Source organism: Peribacillus glennii, assembly GCF_003429105.1.
GTDB classification, from domain to species: Bacteria; Bacillota; Bacilli; order Bacillales; family DSM-1321; genus Peribacillus; species Peribacillus glennii.
On sequence record NZ_QVTD01000005.1, the window covers coordinates 262,663 to 287,519 of the forward strand.

Consider the following 24,857-nt stretch of genomic DNA (forward strand, 5'->3'; position numbering starts at 1 on the left):
TTGCCGGGGGTCAGTCCCCCATCCCTTTAACGCATTACCTTGCCGGGGGTCAGTCCCCCATCCCTTTAACGCATTACCTTGCCGGGGGTCAGTCCCCCATCCCTGTAACGCATTACCTTACCGGGGGTCAGTCCCCATTCTTCAACCGCATTCTTTAACCCCGTCTAGCTATTTCTTATTTGGTTGATGCTCGCGGTTCGTTCTTGAGATAGGCTAACCAATAAAATAAAGAGACAAACATGGTTCCTCCTATTACATTGCCAATAAATACAGGAACAAAATTTTTCAGATAATCCATCCAAGTCAAATGGCCTGAAAAAATCGCCGCAGGAATGACAAACATATTGGCGACAACGTGTTGGAAGCCTACAGCGACGAACCCCATGATCGGGAACCATATCGCCAGAATCTTCCCGCTCATTTCTTCAGATCCATACGAAAGCCAAATCGCTAGCCCCACCAACCAATTGCAGCCGATCGCTGAAACAAGTGCGGCCCAAAATTCCTGGTCCACTTTGGACTGTGCCACGGTGACCGTCTTTGCCAGATAAGGCTCAGTATTCGTCAGTCCAGCGATATGCCCAAAAAAGTATGCTACAAAAAGGGCGCCAATCAAATTTGCAATCGTAATGATTATCCAGTTTTTCAGGAGACTCCCCAGTGAAACCTTTTTAGTAAAAAAGGCCATTGAAACAGCCATCATATTCCCGGTCACCAACTCAGCCCCCGCCAGTATAGTTAAGATGAGGCCGAGCGGAAAAACCGCAGCACCAATAAAGCTTCCAAACGTTCCCCATTCATGAGGCAAATTGGCGATAACCCGTATGTCCAGAAGATAACCCAAAGAAATAAACGCCCCTCCAAGAAAGCCAAGGACCAGCATGCTCAGAAGCGAAAGGTTCGCTTTATGTGTCCCAGATTCTATTGCGGCTTCGGCAATGCGATGCGGCGGTCGATATCCCATTTCATTCACTCCCTTTCGTCGGCGTACCGAAAAGCACTAAGCTTCTCAATCCGCACTAAATCTAACTACGCTCAGGTTTCGCCTGAAAAAGGCTTGCCAATCAGCGAGCGGTCTAATACGTATAATCTTTACTTCTTCGGGGAGAATTATGAATAATTGTCAATTAAAAAAACAAACTTTATCAGGAAACAGTTCAGATGCAGCCAGAAAGGGGGGATTTATGATGGATATGGAAAAATTGTATCAACGCGTTCATACAATGATTATGTCATCTTCCAAGGCACCAAAGTATATGTCTATATCATCTGTGAAGGTTGCGGATATATTCGGCGTGACGCCAGGGGAAATCGAGAAGGGGTTGCAGGAGTTGGTGGAGTCGGGGAGATTGACGAAATCAAAACTGCAGGACCCGCCGCACAATGTGATTTACCAGATTCCCGGGGTAACCACAAATAGAGTTGGAGGCAGCGAAAATAGCATTCAACAAGCTTAATAACAAAAATTAACATGCGTATACAGTAGGGATCCTCATTTCTAAAAACCTATTTCAAGCATGGATCTCTGTCCCATGCAATAGCGGCATCTCGATTCAGGTCATATTTCGTGCAAATATTCGAGAATTAAACTGAAATTGATGTCACGATGTTCTCATGATTTCAAAGCTGTACTTCACAAAAAGAAAAAACCCCTTCCGATTAAACGCGAAGTTCCGCTAATCTAACCGGAAGGGCTTTGCCCTGAAATATTTTGTATTATAAAAACTTTCGCAGTGCCTCTTCAATCCTGTCCGCCGAAAAAGGCTTGACTAAAAAATCCTTGGCACCGGCCTGTATTGCTTCAACGACCATTTGCTGCTGGCCCATTGCCGAACACATGATGATCTTTGCTTCCGGATCATTTTTCTTAATTTCCTTCACCGCATTAACCCCATCCATTTCAGGCATGGTGATGTCCATTGTCACAAGATCAGGCCGAAGTTCAATGTATTTTTCAACTGCTATCCTGCCGTTTTCAGCCTCACCTACGACTTCATGGCCGGCCTTTGTAATCATATCCCTTAACTGGAGTCTCATAAAAGCGGCGTCATCCGTAATTAATATTCTTCCCATTTGAACAAATCCACTCCCTGCTATCGGACTATGCGTTATCCCTTTTGTATGTTATGAAGCTCTTCTAAGCTAATTAACCGATCAAGATGGACCATCATGAATAAGCGGTCCCCGATTTTCACGACACCTTTCAGGTACTCCCTGTCCGTTCCGGAGATGGTTTCAGGCGCCGGCTCAATCTGATCCTGGTGAATATCGATAACATCATTTGCTGTGTCTACTATCAGCCCGATGATAACACCGTTTACTGAGACGATTAAAAACCTTGTTTCCTTCTGGTATTGGGATGGGCCCATCCCGAATCGTTCTTTCAGATCAATAATCGGAGTCACCTCGCCTCGCATATTCATGACCCCTTTAACAAAAGGAGGCAACCCGGGCACCCTAGTAATCTTTTGTACTCGCTCGATCGATTGCACTTGCCTGACATCAATAGCATATTCTTCATCATTTATTTGAAAAACAATGACCTTTAAGGGAACCATTTCGTTCCTCCCTACTTGATTAAATCATTTGTATCTAGAATAAGAGCAATATTTCCGTCTCCCAAAATAGTAGCCCCTGAAATCGCAAAAACATTTTTTATATAATCGCCGAGCGATTTTAATACAATCTCTCTTTTTCCAATAAACGAATCCACAGCAAGTGCGGTCATCTGGCTGCCTTTTTTAACGACTAAAATGGAATAGGTATTTTTTTCGGGCTGCTTTTCAGTGGTTTGCGGCACATTTAATACGTTCCGAAGCGTTACCAAAGGGATCACTTTATCCCTGTAGTCGATTACTTCCTGGCCATGAGTCTTCATGACTTGGGATCTGTCGATGGTCGCCGTTTCCAGTATTGAAGATAATGGCACCGCATATGTTTCATCTTCGACTTTCACAAGCATGGCAGACAAGATGGAGAGCGTCAGCGGCAATTTAATAGAGAAAAGTGTGCCATTACCGGGTTTAGATTCCGTTGTTATGGTGCCGCCCAATAGCTCGATCTTATTTTTTACAACATCAAGTCCGACACCGCGCCCGGAGATGTCTGAAATTTGTTCAGCCGTACTGAAACCTGAAGAAAAAAGAAGCTGGTAAACCTCGCTATCAGTGAGACTTGGCGCATCCTCTGGAGCAATGATCCCTTTCTCTACTGCCTTATTAATGACAGCCTCCCGGTTAATGCCGGCCCCGTCATCTTCAATTTCAATGAATACATGATTTCCGCTTTGATAGGCCCTTAACGTAACATTTCCTTCAGGATTCTTTCCGTTCTTTTTTCGCACTTCGGGTGCTTCGATGCCATGGTCGATTGAATTCCGGATTAAATGGACTAGCGGGTCGCCAATTTCATCAATCACCGTACGGTCCAATTCCGTTTCGGCACCGATGATGGTCAATTGGATTTCTTTATCCAGGTCCTTTGCCAGCCCGCGAACCATCCGGGGGAAACGGTTAAAGACCTGTTCTACCGGGACCATTCGCATTTTCAGGATTAAGCTTTGTAAATCGCTGGAGACACGCACCATTTTTTCTACTGTTTCATTTAACTCAGGATCTTTCTTTCTAGCCGATATGTCTTCCAATCTGCCGCGGTCAATGATCAATTCTTCAAAGAGATTCATAAGCTGGTCAATCCGTTCTATGTTGACCCTTATCGTTTTTGATGCTGCCTGGTTTGCGGCTGATGAAGGCTTTGTTTTTGGTTCATCCCCGCTTTTTTCGGCCCTGGCGCTTTCATCCGGCTGATTCAGATTTGCTTGCTCCGGTTGAAACGTATCAACCTCTGCCTTCACGACCTCTGATATGTTCAAAAGTTTCAGCTTTATTTCTTCTTCAATAGCCTTCGATATCAAAAGGACCCGGAATTCGTTATCAAACTGTTCGTTTTCCAATGCTTCAACATCCGGCACGGTTTTAATGACTTCACCGTGGTTCTCCAACTCCTCAAAGACCATATATGCCCGCACACCTTTGAGGACGCAGTTTTCATCAATGGTTACACTTATCGCATATGCTTCAAATCCTTGGCTTTTCGCTTGGGTGATCACAGTGTGTTCACATTCAGAAACAGGGCCCAGGCCATCCATAAGTACGGGCTTTACAGGAGCCGCTTCAACGTCTCCTTTTTCAATCCGGTTGAGCAAGTCCACCAATGCGCTGACATCCTTGTTGCCTTGTCCACCTTCCCTTATGGATGCTACCATTTCCTCTAATGACTCCAAGGACTGGAAAATCACATCTACGACATTGGTGGTTACATGTATTTTTTCATTGCGCAAAAGGTCGAGGACATTTTCCATTTCATGGGTAAGTTCTGCGATATCGGAATATCCCATAGTCGCTGCCATGCCTTTCAAAGTATGCGCAGACCGAAAAATTTCCCCGACTACCGCGGTATCTTCCGGATGGTTTTCCAGTTTCAACAAATGGTCATTGATCGCCTGTAAATGTTCCGTACTTTCTTCCAGAAAAAGATCTAAATATTGATTCGTCTCCACTTCATCAACTCCTGATATATAAAGGCCAAGGATTTAATCCAGTAAAAAGTACATGAATAACTCGCCTTTTTCTTGAAAAGTAACGGGCAATTCCATTGCTTTTTTAAATCCGGAGATTCTCGATTCCCCTTCCATAATCGTCGGGGAAGTAATATCAATTGTCAGGCCCTGTTCAAATACATTTGTGCATAGTCCGCCGGAGATCATATTGCCAAGTTCCCCTGCAAACGAAACCAGCATATCACCCTCAAGCGGCATGCCAAACATGGCTTCTCCCAGAAAACTGAAAACCTCCCTGTCGGCTTTGAAAAGGATCTTTCCTTTCAGGCCGCCTGTAAACCCAATAAGCACACCAAATTGCAGCTTCAAATGTTCTTCATGAAGCCGGGGATCGTGGCTGACATGTGGTACGGGAATGACTTTGCTTATAGAAGCTAGTACGCCATCAAACAGCATAGTAAACGGTGCAGATTCAGTTGCAATCATTAATCTTTTCCTCCCTAACGGTCTATTGGGTAGTTGGGGTTCGATCCCCCTAATACATTAACGCATTACCGCGCCGTGGGTCTGACCCCCAGGCTTTTAACGGGGTACCGCAGTGAATGGATCATTGAATTTTAAATATTGCTACCGAGTCATTCAGTTCTTCTGCGAGATGCGCCAGGGATTCCGCTGTCGTCGCGGTTTGTTCGCTGCTGGCAGCCGCTTCTTCAGTCGCAGCGGAAATGCTTTCGATGGAATTCATGACCTCCGCTGTTTGGGCTGCCTGTTCTTCACTCGCTGCCGCAATTTCGGTCACTTTGTTTGCTGATTGGTTCACCATCTCAATGATGTTTTCGAACGCTTCCCCGGTCTTTTGTGAGGACACGACACCTTCCCCAACCGCTTTGACACTTTGTTTAGTATTTTCCTGCATGCCTTTAATGATGGCGGTAATTTCCTTGGTCGCTTCACTGCTCCGTTCTGCCAGTTTCCGGACTTCATCGGCAACGACCGCAAATCCGCGTCCCTGATCGCCCGCGCGTGCTGCTTCAATGGCCGCATTCAACGCAAGGAGATTGGTCTGGCTGGCTATGTCGTCGATGACTTCAATGATTTCCCCAATCTGGTTTGAATCCTCTTCAAGACGGGACATCTGCTGATTCACCTGGATCATCCCTTCAATGGAGGAACGGATTACGGTTCCTCCATCTTTGGCAATTTCGGCGGTAGTATTCGACATTTCAGATGCCTGTTCTGCACTGCGGGCTACTGAATTGATCGCAACCGATAATTCCCCAAACAATTCATTCATTGATTGGGCCTCATGTGCCTGGCTCGTACTGCCGCTCGCTATTTCCTCTGTAGTTGCGGAAATTTGCTGTGCCGCAGCTGAGACGCTCTCCGCTGAAGACAGGATCCCGCCGACGGTTTCCCTTAAACTGAGAACCATTTCATCAATGGATTTAGCCAGCTGCCCGATTTCATCTTTCGTATCCATATCCATGGTTTCAGTTAAATCACCTTTGGCTACATTTCCCACTACACCCACCACACGGTTCAATGGGCGCGAAATGATTTGGGAAATGAAGTAACCGAAGCCGATGCTGATGATTACCGCTGCAATGATAATGGAAATTGTTACTGTACGCGAGCTGTTGTACAAATCATTTCCATCGGAACTTGATTTTTGTGCGAGTTCGTCATTAATATCAATTAGCTCTTGTAAAATGCCTTCCGCCTTGTCACCCGCTGCTTTAAACTCCGGTGCGATTCTTTTATATTCCGCAACGTCACCCTTATAGGCAGATTCTATTGCATGATCCATAATTCGATTATATTCTTCCCACGCCGGTTCAAATTTGTTAAGCAGTTCCCGTTCCTCATCAATGATAAGCGTGCTATTATACTTTTCAATATTTGCTTCAATTTGTTCCCTGAAGTCATTGATCATTTGTTCCCGTTCTGTTTTTTCCTGCTTCGTCTCCGCAATGAAGTTCATATCCCTGATCTGGACCCTCATGCGCTGATACAAAACTTGTGAATCCGAAATATACTGAACCGGAACCAGCCTCTCTTTATACATAAACTCCAGCTCTGTATTTATCTTTTTAAGATTATTTAAGCCATAAAAGCCGACAAGACCCAATATGATGGCCATAATTGCAAATGCAGAAATCAATTTCACGGAAGTTTTCAGATTATAAAACCATTTCACAGACTTACACCTATCCTTTTTTAGTTTTGTTTTAGTAGTTACCTGTTTGTTTTCTTCCATTTCGAGGTCATTTAAATATCTCTTTCATTGCTTCCCCCCTCTTGATTTTTGGAAAAAATGCTTCACCAGGCTCTATCTAAATAATCAGGAAAATCTGACTATATAAATCTCTTGCAAGGAGAAAACATAGGAATTTATTCCTGCACATACTTTTTCTTATAAAACCATAGAGAAAAAAATATGTCCAATTTGTTTTAGACACACATTGACACCATTCGACATCCGATTTCGTCCTATCATGAGAAACATTTATCCAATCAGACAAATGAACCATAAATTTTACAAATTATTTCAAAAAATCAAGTCTTACTGTTTGAATTTCATTGTGTTATAGTCTAAAAGTTATTTCTTTTGGAATCTACTTGGGAATTCCCGAAATCATTCAGGATCACATTACATAAAGCGAGGCCTAAACATGTACCCTACCATCCAGTGCAAATCAACGAAAAAAATCCACATAGTCAAGGACAAACATTATAGCGAATGCGGTGAAAGGTTTAACTGGTTTTATAATCAAACACGGCGGGATTTGAGGGACATAAAGTTCCGTGAGTCAAAGGATATAACTTGTGAAGCATGCAAACTACATTTCATCTCGTCCAATGGTGTAACTCTCCATGCTCAACTGGTCCAGAACACAGAATATGTACGGGAACAAAAACAACCCTTATGAAATTCATAAGGGTTTCTTCTTCTTTCCCTATCAAAATTCGAAACGAAAATCGCCGGGTTTCTAGTGCGATGAAACTATTATTTATTATGAATGAAAAATCCCATAATCCACTGGAGGAAAGCTGAGTACTATAATTTTCAGTACGTTGGCGTCCCCGAAACTTTTAATTCCCTTAAAATTAAAAAGACACTTATCAAGAATATGCCCGCTATAACAAACGGCAAGGTTTCAAAAACGAGGGATTGAAAGAAGCCCCCCATGACCAGCGATGCAAGGGCCATGGCAAATGTCTGAAATAGATAGGCTTTGCTGTCATAAATCCAGTAATATACCAGAAAATGAGACCCGCCCAACAGTCCGATGGTAAAAGGAAGCCATACCGGGTTTTGTTGCAGCACCATAATATAAACGGGAATATAGAAGGCCTGGACACCTGCCATCAATCCACCCAAAGTCCCTAAAGGATTGTTTTTAGTAAAGTAATCGACCCCGACTGTTTTGCCAATCATAACCCCGAGGGGAAATATACAGCCCATCCCTATCACCCAAATAAGCTGTATTGTTTCCAAATCCAGCATCAATGTTAATACACCCAATACTACATGATAAATTGCACCCGCCAATAAGATGCTGTAGCCTTTCTTCGCATCCTTGATCAATTCATTCTTATAATCTTTCAATGTACGTTGCAAAATACATCCCCCCTTGTCTAATATTTCTCTAATAGATGGACTATCTCCTTTAAAAGATTGCTGATGATTACAGCATAGAATCTCTTCAAAAAAATATGAGAAACAACTTATGTCGCTTCTCATACATTTTAATCATTATATTTTTCAATTTTAGACAATTTCCATGAAATTATGGAACTGCTACCATTAAACCGCCCGGCCTCTTTCTTTCTTCATGCCCTCTACAAACAGGATCCCAAGCTCGTGATGCTCCCCTTCAAAAAGGGCTCGCTGGACGAAGCGGATTTGATCATTATTTCCCACAACTTCAAGCTTGCAATGGGCCCGGTTTTTCAGCAGGGCTTCATAAAATTCCCGTTCATCCCTAACCGTCACACCGTTCACTTTCGATATGACCTCTCCCATTTGAAGTCCCATCTTATCCGCAGGGGAATGCGGAAGGATGCCTAAGATTCGGACACCAAGCTTGCTTCTCGAAAAATAAAAAGGCCTTTTTTCATCAGCGGCGTTTGTAAAATAGGTTATGAGCTCCCTTCCCAGCACCGCCAAAACAACTGCTGCCATGGATATAACAGGATACCAGTGCCCTGCGGCGGCTATGGCAGTAATCACGATTCCAAATATCAGTACCTGTTTTCCATAAGCCCTGATTGCCTGTCCGGGAAGCATCCCCTTAATCTGATGGGAAAAGCCGATTAAAAATGGAACGAACATTGGTGATACATGCACATTGCCGACTGAAAAAACCGGCCACCATTCAAATAGTGCAGGCAGGTTTCCACCGGGAACAAGAACAAACATTGGGACCAGCCACATTCTTTTTGACACATAGGAACCAACGGTAAAACCCCGCTTTGAAATGAGCAGCTTTGGCGAAAGCTTTTTGTGTCCGCTTCTGCGAATCAAAGCTCCTTCTGCGATCAAAAGCAGGCCGAGCAAAATCGGAAGGGCGGAGTAAACAGGCCGGTCCAGATTATGAAACGTTTCTTCAAACAGCGGAAGCTGAACATCCCTTCCATACATGAAGAATATGAGGAAAAAAGCAAGGCCAATGCTGTAAGCAGGCGAAAGGAACCTAAAACGTAAAGTAACCGACAGCATAAGCGATAAAATACCGATCAGCAACAGGGAAGCGAATGGAATCACAAGGCCTGCCGCAAGCGTTATGAGGGACAGAATGAGCCCATATGTAATGCCCCGCGGAAGCAAAAAGCGCATCTCCTGGAACATATCATGGATGCGGATATGAAAATCGCTTCTTTCCCGTTTGACACGAAGATATCCGATTAAGACGGAAAGGAAAACAGAAACATAGAAAACTGGATGAAGAAAAAAAGTTCCCAATCCTTTTAAACATGCAAAAAGCCATTCTTCAGTCAAGCTATGTTCAGCCCCCTCTTCTATTTCCCGCAAAAAAAGTGCAGATGTTTTAAAAGCTATCTTCTATTTTAACAAAATCGCTGTCCTATGTATCTAGCAAATGAAAGAAAAGTCCGGCACCAATTAGGGCCGGACCTAAAACATTTTCTCTGCGAGTAGATGCTATTCCGAGAATATATTGAAGTATGGAAACTATTAGTGATATTCCTTATATATATGCATTTTTGACTATGAGTGATATTCCTTATACATGTGCATTCTGTGATTATGAGCGATTTTCTATATACATGTCCATTCTGTAATTATGAGCGATTTTCTATATATATGTGCACTCGATGATTATGGGCGATTTTGCGGATATGTTTGGGCAAACTAATAGATTTATGGGCGATATTGGGACAGATATGTGCGAAATGTTAAATGTATGGGCGATATTTTTGATATTTTAGCGATTGCCTCCATTTGTATCGGCCAGTCAAAAACGGCATCATTTAGCTTCAGATGCAATTAGCTTCGCGACATAAAGCAGGGCTGTTTTCAATTGCACATCATTGGCTTCATCCTGAACTTTTTGAATGATGGCTTTTTCCAATTTTTCAGCGGTTTCTTTATCCAATTCCCCGGTCACCTTCAGCTTTTGATGCTGTTGAAAAGCTTTTATGGCAATCTCCGTTTTTTCATCATAGTAACCGTCATCACGTCCTGGCTCAAATCCAATTCCTTTTAGCATTTCCTGCGCGTATTTGATCTGCGGATTGTTCATATCGCGCTTGAATACCCTTTCCACTTGAAGGGGATGGGAGGTGAAGTAATCAGGCTGCTGCACGTCGATTGTCGGCTGGATTCCTTTTTTATGGATCCAATTGCCATCCGGGGTGAGCCATTTAAATACTGTGAGTTTAATGTTGCTGCCATCCTCCATCGGAACAGCATGCTGGACTGTGCCCTTTCCGAAAGTTTTCTCACCGACAATCGGATAATCCGCTGCCTCATTCATAGCCCCTGCGAGTATTTCAGATGCTGAGGCGCTTCCCTTATCGGTCAATACCGCAACCGGATATTTTTTTTCTTGTTTAAGCTTCGTGAAGAAGGCCTCGGTATCTCCGTTTCTTTGCGCAATTTGAAGGTACGGTTTATCTTTTGTAATGAATAGCGCGAGGACCTCCTGGACACTCGTTAACAGGCCTCCCGGATTCCCGCGGACATCGATTACCAGCCCCTGAATCCCTTTGTTCTCCAACCCGTTTAATTGCTTCGTGAAATCGGCCGCCGTCTCTTTAGCGAAGGTGGTCACTTCAATATACCCGATATTCTTGCCGTCTTTTTCCTTTACGGAGGAAAAGACGGTTTCCAGAGGTATTTCCTTCCGAAGAATGTGAAAAGTGATTGGTTCAGACACACCGGTGCGCTGTATTTCAAGCGTTACCTCCGTTCCCTTTTTGCCGCGAATCCTTAACCCTATTTGATGCAGGTCCAGTCCCTCTACGCTCTCTCCATTCACCTTAAGCAGCTCGTCCTTAGGCTTTAAACCGGCTCTTTCGGCAGGGGAATCCTTGTAAGGAGCCACAATGATAATCTTCCCGTCTTCCATTCCGATTTCCGTTCCGATTCCGACAAATGATGAATCAAGAGTCTCATTGAATTGCGCTGTCGTTTCTTTATCCATATAAACGGAATAAGGATCTTTCAAAGATGAAAGCATACCCTTAATCGCCCCTTCAACGAGCTGCTTGTCCTCCACTTTCTCAACATACTGCTCGCGGATCAAATCGTAGGCCTGTCCTACCTTTTCTAAATCATCATTCACTTGCCTATCTTCTTTTTCACTTTTTTCCCCGCTTCCCGCTCTGTCTAAAATAGGAGTAATATCCCCTCCCGCCGATTGGGAAGTTATGTAGAATCCACCTGCCGCACCGGTTGATAAAGAAAGGATTACAGCCAAAGGGAGCACCCATTTTTTGCCCATATCAAATTCTCCTCTTCCTTAAGGAATTGCAAATGAAGCGAACTTCAATGCAACGCCCTGTTTAGTCCATCATATGAACAGCTTGTACGAAATATACTCCGCAATATCCGTTTGGCCTGCAGGAAACTAAAATAGGAGACATGAAGCAGGTAGTAAAAAAATGGCTGGCTCAAAATCGTCTATATTCCATGTAAAAAGCAGCCGGGATTCTTCCGGCTGCTTGCAAAAAGTTCAACTATTAATATAGATTTTCAGGAATACCAGTTTATGAAATGTGGTATATATTCATTAATAAGAGACGTAGTCCAATGGATTTACAGCATTTGTTTTTGATACATTCCAAGGTCCCTTGTGAATCTCGAAATGCAAGTGCTGTCCGAATGAACGGCCTGTGTTCCCCATGATGCCGATTTGCTGGCCTTTTGATACAGTCTGGCCCTGGCTCACATTCTTGGAACGTAAATGTGCGTAAACCGTTGTATACAGCTGGCCATTGATAGAATGGCTGATCATTACGCAATTTCCGTATGTGCTGGATGTGTAAGAACGCATAACTACACCACCGGCTGCTGCCACTACAGGAACTGTTCCGCCCTGGGCAATATCAATACCTGCATGCATCTTGTTCCAGCGAGCTCCCATCTTCGATGTTACCCTGCCTGCTGATGGCCTTGTAAAGCTGCCGGATGAAACGGCCGGCGCTTTGCTGACATTGCTGGAATTTCCACCGCCGGAGTTGGTTGTGTTGTTTGTTGTGTTATGGGTTGTGTTGTTTGTTGTATTGTTTGTTCTAGGTTGGGCAGCGGCACGCTTTCTTTCAGCTTCCTGCCTTTTTTGTTCCAGCTGAATCGCTTTTTCGACCGCCGCTTCCTGGGCTTCAAGTGTATCCACTTCTTCTTCGAACGACATTTTCATATTATGAGTGTGCTCTTCTTTGTCTTCAAGCCGATGCATCAATTTATCCTGTTGCTTTTTTTGCTTTGTAAGCTTAGCCTTCATTTCTACCATCTCGGCAAGCATGTTCTTTAATTCGGACAGTTTCTTTTCAATGGATGCCTGCTTTTCTTCCAGCTCTTTTTTGTCCAGTTCATGCTGCTTCAATAATTCCTGGTCTGCCTCCACAATGGTCGACACCGCGCTCATGCGTCCGACAAAATCGCTGAAGCTGCTCGAACCAAGCAAAACTTCCAGATAGCTTACATCTCCACCGCTTTCCTGGAAAGAGACAGCACGTTCCTTTAAAAGCGCGTTTCTCTTTTTGATTCTCTCTTTTAATATAGCAATCTCTTTTTCTAATTCTTTAATCGCTTCTTGTGTTTCTTTGATTTCTTTTTTCTTTGCAACAATTTTTTCGGCTGAATCGTTAATGGCATTAGCAATGCTGGAGATCTTCGCCTCCAAGCTTTCCTGTTTGTTCTGTAATCTTTTTAGTTTCTGTTCTGCCTTATGTATTCCGGCTTCAGCATCGGCTTTCTTCTCCTGGATCGCCTGCTTCTTCTCCAGGTTGGTTTGGGCATTTACACCCGGAATGGCAAACACACTGCTTAGGCCAAGCACTAACGTTGTATTAATAACCAACAGCTTTTTCTTTAACATTCATTTTCCCCTTTCTTTCTCTTCCCGCCAGATTTCGACAAACATGGTATATGGTACATAAAAAGAGAAGGTGAAAGCCGGTTTCCCGGCCCTGCCTTATATTTTCAAAAACTTCCGGACTGACATCATGCTCCCCCAAATGCCGATTAAAGCGCCTAACAGCACAAGGATGGCAGCGATTTGGTAGATAAATGGGTTTACCTGCAGCAATTCCACAAACTTTATATCTATTCTTGGACTGATTGTTTCATATAAATAGTAATAACCGGTACCGATCAGAACCATTGGAAGAATGGCTCCAAGAATCCCAAGCCATAAGCCTTCAAGGAAGAACGGCCAGCGGATGAAATTATTTGTTGCCCCTACCAGTCTCATAATCTCAATTTCGTTCCGGCGTGCAAAAATCGTGATCTTGATCGTATTCGAAATAAGGAACATCGCAGTGAACAAAAGTCCGAGGATTAACACAATCCCGACATTCCTTGCCACATTTACGACATCAAATAATTTTTCAACATAGCCTTGGCCATATTTGACTCTTTGCACATAATTAATGTCTTCGATTTCCTTGGCAACCTTCACGACATCCTGCGGCGACTTTGTTTTTACGACATATACATCGCGCAGCGGGTTATCCTGCTCGAACAGCTTGAACGCATCCCCATCTTCCCCTAAGTCCTTGATCAGATTGTCCAATTCTTCTTTTTTTGGGGAAAAAGTAACGGTATCCACTTCAGGCATTTGTTCCAGCTTTTTGCCGATTAACTCCTTATCCTGCCCATTTGCGGCAGAGTCGAGATGGACCCGGATTTCCACGTCTTTTTCTACATTGCCGGCAATATGGTTCAAGTTCATCATAATGACAAAGAACACGCCGACCAATAGCAATGTCACAGTTACCGCACTGACAGAAGCGAAAGTCATCCAGCCATTCCGGCTGAGATTCTTGAAGCTCTCACGGAAATGGCGGCGCAGTGTATTAATATTCATATCCGTATTCACCCCGCTGCTCATCCCGGACAATCTTTCCATTCTCAATGGCAATAACACGATGCTTCATGTTGTTTACAATGTCCTTATTATGTGTCGCCATAATCACCGTAGTTCCCCGCTTGTTAATTTCCTCTAATGTGTTCATGATTTCCCAAGATGTTTCGGGATCAAGATTACCGGTAGGCTCGTCTGCAATCACCACTTTTGGGGAATTCACGATCGAACGGGCAATCGATACCCGCTGTTGTTCCCCCCCTGAAAGCTCATCAGGAAGCATGCGGATCTTATGCTTGAGTCCTACTAAATCAAGAACCTGCATGACACGCTTCTTAATCTCGGCCGGATGTTTTTCAATGACCTCCATCGCAAACGCCACATTTTCAAAAACGGTCAGCGTTGGAAGCAATTTAAAGTCCTGGAACACGACACCGAGGTTTCTGCGGAATAAAGGCACCCTTGAGTTCCGCAGTTTCGAAAGGTTTACTCCATGTACCGTAATGCTCCCCTTCGAAGGCTTTTCTTCACGGTACATCATTTTGATAAAGGTAGATTTCCCGGCACCGCTGGGACCTACCACATAAACAAATTCACCTTGCTTGATCTTGGTCGTAATGCCGTTGAGGGCAACTACGCCATTTGGGTACGTTTTATAAACGTCAGCCATTTCTATCAATTAAAAAACCACCTAATAAACGTTTTAATATATAAGTTGAACGTAAGAATGTTGATTTTGATTCATGTAAGCTCCATTTGAAGAGGCCGGGGGAAAGGCGGGCTTTTACTGGACTATGAAGCTGGATCACACTTTCTGCTTATGCTTCAAGGGATGGAAACCCTGATTTCCCAAACCGAGCGTTAACTTCTATAACTCAACTTATTTAGTATGCTACAATTCTAGATTCTGTTTTAAATTTCGACTCCGCTAGCCAAAAAGGCCGAAAAAATAACAGGTTTCTATCCTGTTTTCCAGTACAGAACCAATTATAACATCTATTTTTTTCAAAAGAAGGCGAAATTTATTACATTTACATTTCAAATCGTTAGAAAGCGTTTAAAATTTCATGAGGAAAAAGTCGTATTTTTTGGTGGGAAATAGAAGTATTCTGAAAATTATTGAGGTATATGTTAAAATAAGGAAAAAAGGTAACAAATGAAAATTAATGTTTTTCTTAACAATCTTGCTTGCATGATGATTTTAATATTTGGAGGCACTTTACTTTTAAGGTACTTCAGAACAGGAGAACTACTAGTAGACCAGGTGATCGGGATTTTGATTGGAGTTATCCTTCTGATGGCGTCATTTATATGGAGAAAAAAACTAAGGAGGGAGAAAGATGGAACGGCAAAACCGGCCCATTTTGAAAATCGAAAAAACCCGGCTTGAATCTGTTCTTAATATGGTTTCATTGCTGGTTTTCTGTGGGATGCTTATGTATTTGTTCCTTAAATGGGCTTCGCTTCCGAACCTTATACCGATTCATTTTGACTCAGCCGGCAACCCGGATGGATGGGGAAACAAAGGGGTAATATGGCTCCTCCCGCTTTTAGGGGCCGTTTTATGGATTTCCTTGACGATTCTCGAAACGTTTCCTCATTTATATAATTACATGCGTTTAACGAAAGAAAATGTAAAGGTCCAATATAAGAACAGTAGATTGTTGGTAAATGTGTTGAAAAATGAAATCCTGCTTATTGTTGCTTATTTGATTTGGGACAGCGTACAACTTGCAAGCGGGAATGAAGCAGGATTGGGTGTTTGGGATGTGACTGTCTTTAGTATCATTGTTTTTGGGTCAATAGGATTCTTTTTGATAAGGTCTTATCGTTTATCGTAAAAACAGTACGAATGAGTTATGATTCGTACTGTTTTCCACATTTTTTGGAAGTTATTTTTTCTCAGCCAGCCAGGCTGCCACCTGTGATGCTTCTTCACCTTGCAGCAATCCGGCAGGCATTTGGCCTTGACCGTTTGCAATGATTTTCTCAATATCTTCTTTAGAATGTTTTGAACCTACCTTGGTCAAGTCAGGGCCGACACCGCCTTCAAGGTTTTGACCGTGGCAGCTTGAACATTTATTTTCATAAGTCTTTGCCTCATCCCCGGCATCTGCTGTCGTTGTTTCATTGTTTGCAGAATCATTATCTGCATTTTCTTCTTCCCCGCCACCACAAGCAGCCAGTAGAAGCGATGTTCCCATCAATAAAGCCAGCAGCTTCTTTTTCACACAAAAACCTCCCCAAAACCATGATTATGAACACAAGAATATTATACCAGTCTCAGACGTTTTTAAAACCTTCCCCCAAAACCTCCGACGCATCCATAACGATGACAAATGCCCTTGGATCAACGGTTTTTACCAATTGTTTCAATTTGGTGAATTCCGTTTGGTCAATGACGCACATCAGGATCGGCCGGGTATCATCCGTGTAACCACCCTGCCCTGACAGCCTTGTTACTCCACGGTCAATTTCATGGAGAATGGCATGCCTGACTTCCTCCTCATTGTTCGTAATGATCATCGCCATTTTCGAGCGCCCAAGTCCGATTTGCACCAGGTCAATTGTTTTGCTGGTAACATATAAGGCAATCAGCGCATACAAACCTCTTTCGATATCAAAAATCAACGCCGCACTTAACACAATTAAGCCATCGATGATTGCCACGCATGTCCCGAGCGACAGGTTTGTATACTTATGGATAATTTGGGCCGCTAGATCTGTGCCGCCCGTCGACGCTTTTCCCCTGAATACAATGCCAAGCCCAAGACCAACGCCAATCCCGCCGCAAATCGCGCCAAGCAGCGGGTCGCTGGTCCAAGGCTCCCAGTCATTTGTCATAAAAACGATAAACGGGAGGAACACAGTGCCTATAAGCGTTTTAGCCCCGAACTGCATACCAAGATAAATCAGACCTGCAATAAATAAAGGAATATTGAATGCCCATTGCACATAAGCAGGTTCAAACCCGGCAACAGCCTGAAGAATCGTACTGATCCCGCTCACTCCGCCCGAGGCAATCCTATTAGGCAGCAAAAACACATTAAACGCAATGGCAATAATCGCCGAGCCAGCCAAAACCAACCCATACTCACTCATTCGTGTGAACACTGGATGCTTTGGCTCCCTATATCTTCGTTTCATAAAAAGCCCCCTCTGAGTGTGAAGTATATGTCTATGAAAACAGGTTTTAATTGCGAAATCTTTTGATAAATTAAGAAAACAGTATTGAATTCAGCGAAAAGCATGCTGAATTAAGCGGAATTACAACTAATCAAGCGAATACAATCGTCAATTAAGTGAAACACCGAAAGTAGTATAGCACCGTAAATTATGTAATGTAAATGGCATCGTGGTAATGCGTTAAAGCAGCGGGGGTCTGACCCCAGGAACAGTAACGCGTTAAAGAATACCAGTACTTCACCTTATTACTCATCGTTTATCAATAACAACCGAAAACCGCAAAAAAGGAGCCCAGTCCCCCGATTCAGAGAGAGCCGAACTCCTTATTAGATAAACTATTTAGTTCAAGCGTGAACGCAAGTAAGAATCAATGAACTGGTCGATATCCCCGTCCATAACAGCCTGTACATTCCCGGTTTCTGTAGATGTACGATGGTCCTTAACCATTGAATAAGGATGGAACACGTATGAACGGATTTGGCTTCCCCAGCCGATTTCCTTCTGCTCGCCGCGGATTTCATCCAATTCTGCCTGCTGCTGTTCAATCTCTCGTTGATACAGCTTCGCCTTCAGCATGTTCATCGCCTGGGCGCGGTTTTTAATCTGTGACCGTTCAGATTGGCAAGTTACCACCACGTTTGTCGGAATATGGGTAATCCGTACGGCGGAGTCAGTTGTGTTAATATGCTGGCCGCCGGCACCGCTCGCACGGTAGGTATCAATTTTGAGGTCTTCCGTACGGATGTCGATTTCGATATCGTCGTTAAATTCCGGCATAACTTCACAGGAAACGAACGAGGTATGGCGTCGGCCCGAAGAATCAAACGGAGAAATACGCACCAAACGGTGTACGCCTTTTTCCGCTTTTAAATATCCGTAAGCATTGTGTCCCTTGAATAAAAGAGTAACGCTCTTGATTCCAGCTTCATCACCAGGAAGGTAATCCAGTGTCTCCACTTTAAACCCTTTCTTCTCGCCCCAGCGGGTATACATACGGAGAAGCATGGAACCCCAGTCCTGGGACTCGGTACCGCCAGCACCCGGATGCAATTCAAGGATTGCATTGTTTTTATCGTACTCTTCGCTCAATAGCAGCTGAAGTTCGAAGTCATTCATTTTTTGCGAAAGCTGGGTGATTTCTTCTTCCAGCTCAGCCTGCAGCTCTGCATCGCTTTCTTCTTTCACAAGTTCATATGTCAAATCAAGGTTTTCAAAGGTTTCATTCAGCTCGTTTAACTGATTCACCTGATCCTTTAACGCATTGGCCTCATTAATGACCGTCTGGGCCTTTTGCTGGTCATTCCAAAAATCCGGATCGGTCATGATGTTCTCAAGTTCTGCAATACGGGCTTCCTTCTCTTCTAAGTCAAAGAGACCCCCTAAAGTCCGCTAAACGTTTAGCTGTTTTTTCAAGCTCATTCCTGATATCTGCCAATTCCATTTTTCTTCACCTCATAGTAATTAAAAAAATCATTATAGTAGTAAGTTATTTTCCATGTTACAAAAAATGCCTAAATCAAGCCGTATTTGCAACAAAATTCTCACAACAAAACCAAACCTTCGAACCTTCGAAACCTTCGGGGGTCAGTCCCCCAGTGTATTAACGCTTTACCATGCCCGGGGACTGACCCCCAAAAGAGGAGGGCAAAACAAGCTGTTTTGCCCTGCGTCTTGGTTCATGGTCTGTATTAGGCTAGCTGGCCATGGCAGTTTTTGTACTTTTTGCCGCTGCCGCATGGGCAAAGGGCATTGCGGCCGACATCGGCTTTTTTGCGGGCCGGCTTTTTCTTGGCGCTTTCTCCGTCTTCTTTCGGATTCACAGCCTGTCCTTGGGCGACTTCCTGCCGTTCCAGGTTGTTCTGGATTTCGGCTTTCATGATATACATCGCGACTTCATCTTCAATCGATGCAATCATATTTTCAAACATTGCAAAGCCTTCCTGCTGGTATTCCTGAAGCGGGTTGATCTGGCCATAGGCGCGGAGATGGATGCCCTGGCGAAGCTGGTCCATCTGGTCGATATGGTCCATCCACTTACTGTCAACCGCACGCAAGACGATTACTTTTTCAAACTCGCGCATTTGCTCCTCGGAAAGCTGCTCTTCTTTCTCATCGTACCGCTCTTTCACTTTGGTGAGGATGGTCTCGGCAATTTCGTCGGAAAATGTCTTATCCTTCAAATCCTCTTCCGTTAGGTCACCTTCAGCTAGAAGATTGCCATTCACGTAGTCGATGAGTCCGTTCAGGTTCCAGCCCTCTTCCTCGTCATGGCCAGGTGCAAAGGCAAGCACATTGCGGCGGACAGAGGAGTCGATCATTCTTTCTACAATATCGCGGAGGTTTTCACTGTCCAATACCTCAAAACGCTGTTTGTAGATGATCTCACGCTGTTGGCGTAACACATCATCATATTGGAGCAGCTGTTTACGTGCATCAAAGTTATTTCCTTCAACACGTTTTTGCGCTGATTCCACAGCCCTTGTCACCATACGGCTCTGGATTGGCTGAGTGTCATCCATGCCAAGGCGTGTCATCATCGCTTTCATATTATCTGAACCGAAGCGGCGCATCAGTTCGTCTTCCATCGAAAGATAAAACTGGGTGACACCCGGGTCTCCCTGACGCCCGGAGCGCCCCCGCAGCTGGTTATCAATACGGCGGCTTTCATGGCGTTCCGTACCGATCACAGCAAGTCCGCCAAGCTCCCTGACGCCTTCGCCGAGCTTGATATCCGTACCGCGTCCGGCCATGTTCGTCGCGATGGTTACCGAGCCCTGCTCGCCGGCATTCGCGATAATCTCCGCTTCACGCTCATGGTTTTTCGCATTCAATACATCATGGCGGATGCCTTTTTTCTGCAGGTATCTGGAAATAACTTCTGATGTTTCTATCGCCACTGTACCTACCAGCACAGGCTGTCCGTTTGCGTGGCGTTCGGCGATATCCTCGACGACGGCACGGAACTTCCCGTCCATGGAGGCATAGATTAAATCGGCCCGGTCATCACGGACCACATCGCGATTCGTGGGAATGACTATAACGTTCATATTATAAATGTTGCGGAATTCCTCTTCTTCCGTTTTGGCTGTACCGGTCATGCCGGCAAGCTTTTCATACATACGGAAATAGTTCTGGAACGTGATCGTCGCAAGCGTCATGCTTTCATTCTGGATTTCCAGGCCTTCCTTTGCTTCGATTGCCTGGTGCAATCCTTCGCTGTAACGTCGGCCCTTCATCAAACGGCCGGTGAATTGGTCGACGATGACGATTTCGCCGTCCTGCACAACATAGTCCACATCGTTGGCCATTGTCACATGTGCCTTCAAGGCCTGGTTGATATGATGGTTGAGAGCAACATGGCCAATCTCGAATAAGTTATCGATATGGAAGGCCCGCTCCGCTTTATTGATGCCTTCTTCTGTAAGCTGGACGCCTTTCGTTTTTTCATCATAAGTGAAATCGGTATCCTTTTGCAGTGTCCGGACAAAAGCGTTCGCCTGGAGATATAGCTGCGTCGACTTTTGCGCCGATCCTGAAATGATAAGCGGTGTACGCGCCTCATCGATCAGGATGGAGTCAACCTCATCAATTACCGCATAATGAAGCGGTCGCTGAACCATTTGCTCCTTATACAGCACCATATTGTCACGAAGGTAATCGAAGCCAAGCTCGTTGTTCGTGCCGTACGTGATATCCGCGGCATACGCTTCTTGTTTTTCCTCTTTGGATAAATGATTCAAGTTAAGGCCAACCGTCAAGCCCAGGAACACATAGAGCTTGCCCATTTCTGTAGCATCACGGGTTGCCAGATATTCATTTACCGTAACAACGTGCACGCCCTTACCGGTCAGGGCATTTAAATAAACAGGAAGGGTCGAGGTCAATGTTTTACCTTCCCCTGTTTTCATCTCGGAAATATTGCCGTCATGAAGCGAAATGCCCCCCATGAGCTGAACATAGAACGGGTACATGCCTAGTACGCGCTTAGCAGCTTCGCGGGCAACAGCAAATGCTTCAACAAGCAAGTCATCAAGACTTTCCCCATTCTGGTAACGCTGTTTGAACTCGTCCGTTTTTGCGCGCAACGCTTCATCTGACAATGCTTCCGTCTCGGCAGCAAGCGCCTCGATTTCATCGGCAAGCTTTTGAAGGCGTTTCAACTCACGCTTATTCGGGTCAAACACCTTATTTAGTATATTAAGCATTCACAAACGCTCCTCTTAAAAATTATCGAAAAAAAGTACTCATCTATCTGAAAATATTCCATAAAAAAAGAATAAACCTTTATAAAATAACAGGCACCCTTAATTTTAACATTTCTGGAGTATGGGCACAACTTAAGGTACCTAGTGAAAAGTAATAGATAAACATATATAAATGCTGTTAAAATGAACTTGAACTGCTTATATGTACTGCCCTTACATAAATTTTACTTTTTAAAAACACGACTTATTTCCATAAAGGTGAAAGTCTGCGTCTTTTTTTTATACTTTACTCCTACATAGAAGTTAAACTTTCTAAAGTATAATAAAACAGAAACTACATACAGGATGTGATTGACATGATAGGCGACCGTGTAAAAAGGTTGAGGGAAGAAAAGAGAATGTCGATGACTGAGCTTGCGGATAAAGCCGGCGTCGCAAAGTCATACTTGAGCTCGCTTGAAAGAAACCTGCAAACCAACCCATCGATCCAGTTCCTTGAAAAAATTTCGGCCGTACTGGACGTTCCGGTGGATTCCCTTCTTCATGATAAGGTTGACACCCAGAGCCTTGATTCCGAATGGCTCAAAATCGTCCAGGAAGCAATGGAATCCGGTGTTTCCAAAGAACAGTTCCGTGATTACATTGAATACAATAAATGGAGACTAAATAAAGAATAGAGGGGCAGAATAGGGGGTCAGTCCCCCTGTGCGTTAACGCGTTACCGAGCCGGGGGACTGACCCCAAAAAAATAAATCCCTTAAACAAAACGCCGACAAAAAGCATCTTGTTTAAGGGAGTACTTCCTGTTCTTCATTTTAAAGCAGCTCCAATTTCTATATGATTTCTTTTTTGTTAGTGTTTGCCTGTAAAAATTCCCTGATCTCTTCGACATTCAATCCAATTTCCTTTGCCTGCACAATAAGTTCCACCCACTCCTCGTCCAATTGGAGCAGCTCCGGCATTTTTAACCCCACTCTTATTACCCTCCTAAAATACCCCCGTATTTCAGGCAGACCGGCCGCCGTAGTAGAAACCCTACCTTAGACCCGTGACTTTGCGTCCCTCTTTTTCAACAGGTTTGCCTTTTTCTGTCTATAGCTGACACTTCTCTCTTTGCACTTGTAATTATATAGCATGATCCTATAAATAATTTGGAGATTCATGTCGTCGGTTCACAAAATATTCAGACTTTTTATTATAAGATTCTACAGGATAACAGCGTTATCCCTGTAAAAGCTTTTTAAATCATCCATTCTATTAAAAACACGCTCGAAAACAGAAGAAAATCCGGACTTATTACCTCATTGATTTCGTTAAACTAACATACAGGACCATTTGCCTACGGTGTTTTTGCTTGTTCTCGTCCTTCATAGCTTTCTCGTCCGTCAAGTCATACCCGCAGGTTGGGCAAAGCCATTCCCCGCTCTCACAGCTGCTGAAGGAAGGCTTATGGCACTGGCCACAGTTTTTTCGAAACATTCACTCCACTCCCAACACAAAATTGTATTCAAACTTCTATATTCTCAACATGAACGGCCAACTATAATTTATTCCCCATAAGCCCTAAATAAAACATGAAAAATAAAAATATTCCCGCATATCTTATGTTCTTTTTAAAGAACTATTAGATATAGTATAGTACAAAGAATTTATCTTCCAAAATATCACAAATGGTTATTTTTGCAATAAAAATAACGATTTCCGTTCGTTATCTCGAATTGCCTCTGCCTGCCTTGTTTTTTCATATTTTTTAATGAACAAATTGTTCTGTATAATGAATAGAGATAGCACTATATTAATGAGGGGAACCTGACATGGTTGGAGACAAAATAAAAAATTTCCGTTTGAAGAAAGGGTATTCTTTAAATCAATTAGCTGCAGAAACCGGCATCTCCAAATCTTATCTAAGCTATATCGAGCGCGGTATACAGAAGAATCCCTCCATAAAGATATTGGCAAAAATCGCAAAAAGCCTCGATACCCTGAGGAATTGTTGGGAGAGCAGCAGGAGAACGGCTATCTCGATCCTGAATGGCTGGACCTGCTGTCTGAGGCCATCCAGTCGGGAGCAAGCACACAGGGGTTTTCGTTTTGGCTGGAATTTATCAAGTTTAAGAGGAACAGCGAGGAGGAGCAGTAAAAAATGCCTTGAACACGAAAAAAGTCTCCGTTTATGGCATAAACGGAGACTTTTATTCTACTAATCTAACCAAGGAAAATCCCTCCGTAAATCAGTGCCCCTGCAATCACATATGCCGGATGCACCTTGACCCTTTCCATTAACACGTAGCTGATGGCTCCTATAACCAAAGTCTGGATCCATCCGAGACCTTCATAGGATGAAAAAAAGAAATCATACGTCATCACACCGAGGAGTACAGCGATAACAGGCCTGACCACAACGGTCATACGCTTCACCCTTGGCGATTCTTTATACCGCATCAACAGGCCAAGCAGGCCAAGCATCAGGATCAAAGAAGGCGCAACGGTCGCAAACACACCCATGAACGCACCGAGGATGCCGCCCTGTTCATACCCAATATACCCTGCCATTTTGGTCGCAATGGGTCCCGGCAGTGTATTTCCCAGCGCCAGCACCTCGCTGAATTCGTTCACGGTAAGCCATCCATAACGGTCCACGACTTCATTTTCAATAAGCGGGATCGAGGCAGGGCCGCCCCCATACCCAAGAATCCCCGGCACAAAAAAAGCCCAGAAAATTTGTAAATAAATCATGGCGATGGAGTCCCCTTTTCTTTGGCAGGAGAATTCTTTTTCAAAAGAGCTCCCAATAATAAAGCAAAAATAATGATAGCCGGATGAATATGTACCGCTTGGATCAACACTAAACTGACCACGACGAAAACAAACGTCCCAACCCAGCCTAAACTGGATTGTGTGGACTTTTTAAAGAACTCCCAGGTCATCGTCAAAAGCATCACGGCGACCACAGGGATTACGGCCTTAGACATTCCCTCAACCCATGGCTGGTCTTTATAGGAATTCAAAGCCGTCATCAATAAAATCATTAAAAAAATCGTCGGCACCATGGTCCCAATAAGACCGTTCAAAAGCCCCCTAAACCCGCCTACCCTATAGCCGATATACCCGGCCAGCTTTGTCGCTATCGGGCCCGGCAGCGCATTGGCCAATGCGAGGACATCCCCGAACTCATCCGCTTCCATCCATTTATATCTATCGACTACTTCCTTCTTCACGAGCGGTATCGAAGACGGCCCTCCGCCGTACCCGAGCATGCCGGCCCGAAAGAATGCCATAAAAATGTCTCTTTGCTTCAATTGTATTCAACCTCTCTATCAGCCCTCTAATAAGCAAGGTGAAAGGGTTACAGCCATA

Annotated in this window: 24 protein-coding genes, 1 pseudogene and 1 riboswitch; of the genes and pseudogenes, 5 read left to right on the forward strand and 20 right to left on the reverse strand. The window is 44.0% G+C overall.

Annotated elements, in window-relative coordinates; genetic code table 11:
• Positions 1-175 precede the first annotated feature (175 nt).
• On the reverse strand, positions 176-964 hold the full coding sequence (locus D0466_RS10715; protein WP_117322552.1) for a formate/nitrite transporter family protein: 789 nt from the start codon (positions 962-964) through the stop codon (positions 176-178).
• Between the two features lie 220 nt (positions 965-1,184).
• Between D0466_RS10715 and D0466_RS10720 the strand changes: the two genes are divergently transcribed.
• Complete coding sequence (locus D0466_RS10720) at positions 1,185-1,457, forward strand: hypothetical protein (protein WP_233522612.1); 273 nt, start codon at positions 1,185-1,187, stop codon at positions 1,455-1,457.
• 259 nt (positions 1,458-1,716) lie between these two features.
• Here the strand turns inward: D0466_RS10720 and D0466_RS10725 are convergent, their stop codons facing one another.
• From D0466_RS10725 to ftsE, 11 genes are all read right to left on the reverse strand, one after another.
• Complete coding sequence (locus D0466_RS10725) at positions 1,717-2,073, reverse strand: response regulator (protein ID WP_117322554.1); 357 nt, start codon at positions 2,071-2,073, stop codon at positions 1,717-1,719.
• A gap of 35 nt (positions 2,074-2,108) precedes the next feature.
• The gene (locus D0466_RS10730; protein ID WP_117322555.1) at positions 2,109-2,558 is read right to left on the reverse strand and encodes a chemotaxis protein CheW; all 450 of its coding nucleotides are present in this window, start codon (positions 2,556-2,558) and stop codon (positions 2,109-2,111) included.
• 11 nt (positions 2,559-2,569) lie between these two features.
• Positions 2,570-4,558 carry a chemotaxis protein CheA gene (locus D0466_RS10735; RefSeq protein ID WP_117322556.1) on the reverse strand — a complete coding sequence of 663 codons (1,989 nt, stop codon included), beginning with the start codon at positions 4,556-4,558 and terminating at the stop codon, positions 2,570-2,572.
• Positions 4,559-4,591: 33 nt separating this feature from the next.
• The gene (locus D0466_RS10740) at positions 4,592-5,044 is read right to left on the reverse strand and encodes a chemotaxis protein CheX (RefSeq protein ID WP_117322557.1); all 453 of its coding nucleotides are present in this window, start codon (positions 5,042-5,044) and stop codon (positions 4,592-4,594) included.
• Positions 5,045-5,165: 121 nt separating this feature from the next.
• Entirely contained in the window at positions 5,166-6,755 is a 1,590-nt protein-coding gene (locus D0466_RS10745; RefSeq protein ID WP_117322653.1) for a methyl-accepting chemotaxis protein, read from the reverse strand.
• Between the two features lie 870 nt (positions 6,756-7,625).
• Entirely contained in the window at positions 7,626-8,180 is a 555-nt protein-coding gene (locus D0466_RS10750) for a DUF7010 family protein (protein ID WP_117322558.1), read from the reverse strand.
• A 186-nt stretch (positions 8,181-8,366) separates the two neighbouring features.
• Positions 8,367-9,560, reverse strand: coding sequence for a PDZ domain-containing protein (locus tag D0466_RS10755; protein ID WP_117322559.1), 1,194 nt, complete (start codon positions 9,558-9,560; stop codon positions 8,367-8,369).
• Between the two features lie 487 nt (positions 9,561-10,047).
• Positions 10,048-11,526 carry a S41 family peptidase gene (locus tag D0466_RS10760; protein WP_117322560.1) on the reverse strand — a complete coding sequence of 493 codons (1,479 nt, stop codon included), beginning with the start codon at positions 11,524-11,526 and terminating at the stop codon, positions 10,048-10,050.
• 288 nt (positions 11,527-11,814) lie between these two features.
• Complete coding sequence (locus D0466_RS10765; protein WP_117322561.1) at positions 11,815-13,122, reverse strand: murein hydrolase activator EnvC family protein; 1,308 nt, start codon at positions 13,120-13,122, stop codon at positions 11,815-11,817.
• Positions 13,123-13,218: 96 nt separating this feature from the next.
• A complete protein-coding gene (gene ftsX, locus D0466_RS10770) occupies positions 13,219-14,112 on the reverse strand; it encodes a permease-like cell division protein FtsX (RefSeq protein ID WP_117322562.1) in 894 nt (297 codons plus the stop codon).
• On the reverse strand, positions 14,102-14,788 hold the full coding sequence (gene ftsE / locus D0466_RS10775) for a cell division ATP-binding protein FtsE (RefSeq protein ID WP_117322563.1): 687 nt from the start codon (positions 14,786-14,788) through the stop codon (positions 14,102-14,104). Before ftsE ends, ftsX begins: the two co-directional genes overlap by 11 nt.
• 661 nt (positions 14,789-15,449) lie before the next feature.
• On the opposite strand from ftsE, the gene D0466_RS10785 reads away from it, so the two are divergent.
• Entirely contained in the window at positions 15,450-15,950 is a 501-nt protein-coding gene (locus tag D0466_RS10785) for a DUF1648 domain-containing protein (protein WP_117322564.1), read from the forward strand.
• Positions 15,951-16,001: 51 nt separating this feature from the next.
• Here D0466_RS10785 and cccB read toward each other — a convergent pair whose 3' ends face one another.
• The 4 genes from cccB to secA all read right to left on the reverse strand — a co-directional run bounded on the left by cccB (position 16,002) and on the right by secA (position 21,500).
• Positions 16,002-16,340 carry a cytochrome c551 gene (gene cccB / locus D0466_RS10790; RefSeq protein WP_117322565.1) on the reverse strand — a complete coding sequence of 113 codons (339 nt, stop codon included), beginning with the start codon at positions 16,338-16,340 and terminating at the stop codon, positions 16,002-16,004.
• A gap of 52 nt (positions 16,341-16,392) precedes the next feature.
• The gene (locus D0466_RS10795) at positions 16,393-17,256 is read right to left on the reverse strand and encodes a YitT family protein (protein WP_117322566.1); all 864 of its coding nucleotides are present in this window, start codon (positions 17,254-17,256) and stop codon (positions 16,393-16,395) included.
• Between the two features lie 378 nt (positions 17,257-17,634).
• A protein-coding gene (prfB, locus tag D0466_RS10800; RefSeq protein ID WP_117322567.1) for a peptide chain release factor 2 occupies positions 17,635-18,736 on the reverse strand; the annotation gives its coding sequence in 2 pieces (ribosomal slippage) (positions 17,635-18,663 and positions 18,665-18,736; 1,101 coding nt in all).
• 247 nt (positions 18,737-18,983) lie between these two features.
• Positions 18,984-21,500 carry a preprotein translocase subunit SecA gene (gene secA, locus D0466_RS10805; RefSeq protein WP_117322568.1) on the reverse strand — a complete coding sequence of 839 codons (2,517 nt, stop codon included), beginning with the start codon at positions 21,498-21,500 and terminating at the stop codon, positions 18,984-18,986.
• Between the two features lie 356 nt (positions 21,501-21,856).
• Here secA and D0466_RS10810 point away from each other — a divergent pair, with 356 nt between their 5' ends.
• Positions 21,857-22,177: a helix-turn-helix domain-containing protein gene (locus D0466_RS10810; RefSeq protein WP_117322569.1), complete on the forward strand. Its 321-nt coding sequence runs from the start codon at positions 21,857-21,859 to the stop codon at positions 22,175-22,177.
• A 156-nt stretch (positions 22,178-22,333) separates the two neighbouring features.
• Here the strand turns inward: D0466_RS10810 and D0466_RS10815 are convergent, their stop codons facing one another.
• Both D0466_RS10815 and D0466_RS21905 read right to left on the reverse strand, forming a co-directional pair.
• Positions 22,334-22,474: an anti-repressor SinI family protein gene (locus tag D0466_RS10815; RefSeq protein WP_233522613.1), complete on the reverse strand. Its 141-nt coding sequence runs from the start codon at positions 22,472-22,474 to the stop codon at positions 22,334-22,336.
• A gap of 31 nt (positions 22,475-22,505) precedes the next feature.
• A riboswitch (cyclic di-GMP riboswitch) is annotated at positions 22,506-22,593 on the reverse strand.
• Between the two features lie 203 nt (positions 22,594-22,796).
• Positions 22,797-22,979 (reverse strand): hypothetical protein, encoded by a 183-nt coding sequence (locus D0466_RS21905; protein ID WP_142919925.1) that lies wholly within the window; start codon positions 22,977-22,979, stop codon positions 22,797-22,799.
• A 335-nt stretch (positions 22,980-23,314) separates the two neighbouring features.
• On the opposite strand from D0466_RS21905, the pseudogene D0466_RS22900 reads away from it, so the two are divergent.
• Positions 23,315-23,419: pseudogene (locus tag D0466_RS22900) on the forward strand (helix-turn-helix domain-containing protein); the annotation flags it as partial.
• 74 nt (positions 23,420-23,493) lie between these two features.
• Complete coding sequence (locus tag D0466_RS22905) at positions 23,494-23,640, forward strand: anti-repressor SinI family protein (RefSeq protein WP_233522621.1); 147 nt, start codon at positions 23,494-23,496, stop codon at positions 23,638-23,640.
• 65 nt (positions 23,641-23,705) lie between these two features.
• Here D0466_RS22905 and D0466_RS10825 read toward each other — a convergent pair whose 3' ends face one another.
• Together D0466_RS10825 and D0466_RS10830 are read right to left on the reverse strand one after the other, a co-directional pair.
• Complete coding sequence (locus tag D0466_RS10825) at positions 23,706-24,236, reverse strand: chromate transporter (protein WP_117322570.1); 531 nt, start codon at positions 24,234-24,236, stop codon at positions 23,706-23,708.
• Positions 24,233-24,799 (reverse strand): chromate transporter, encoded by a 567-nt coding sequence (locus D0466_RS10830; protein ID WP_117322571.1) that lies wholly within the window; start codon positions 24,797-24,799, stop codon positions 24,233-24,235. Before D0466_RS10830 ends, D0466_RS10825 begins: the two co-directional genes overlap by 4 nt.
• Positions 24,800-24,857 lie beyond the last annotated feature (58 nt).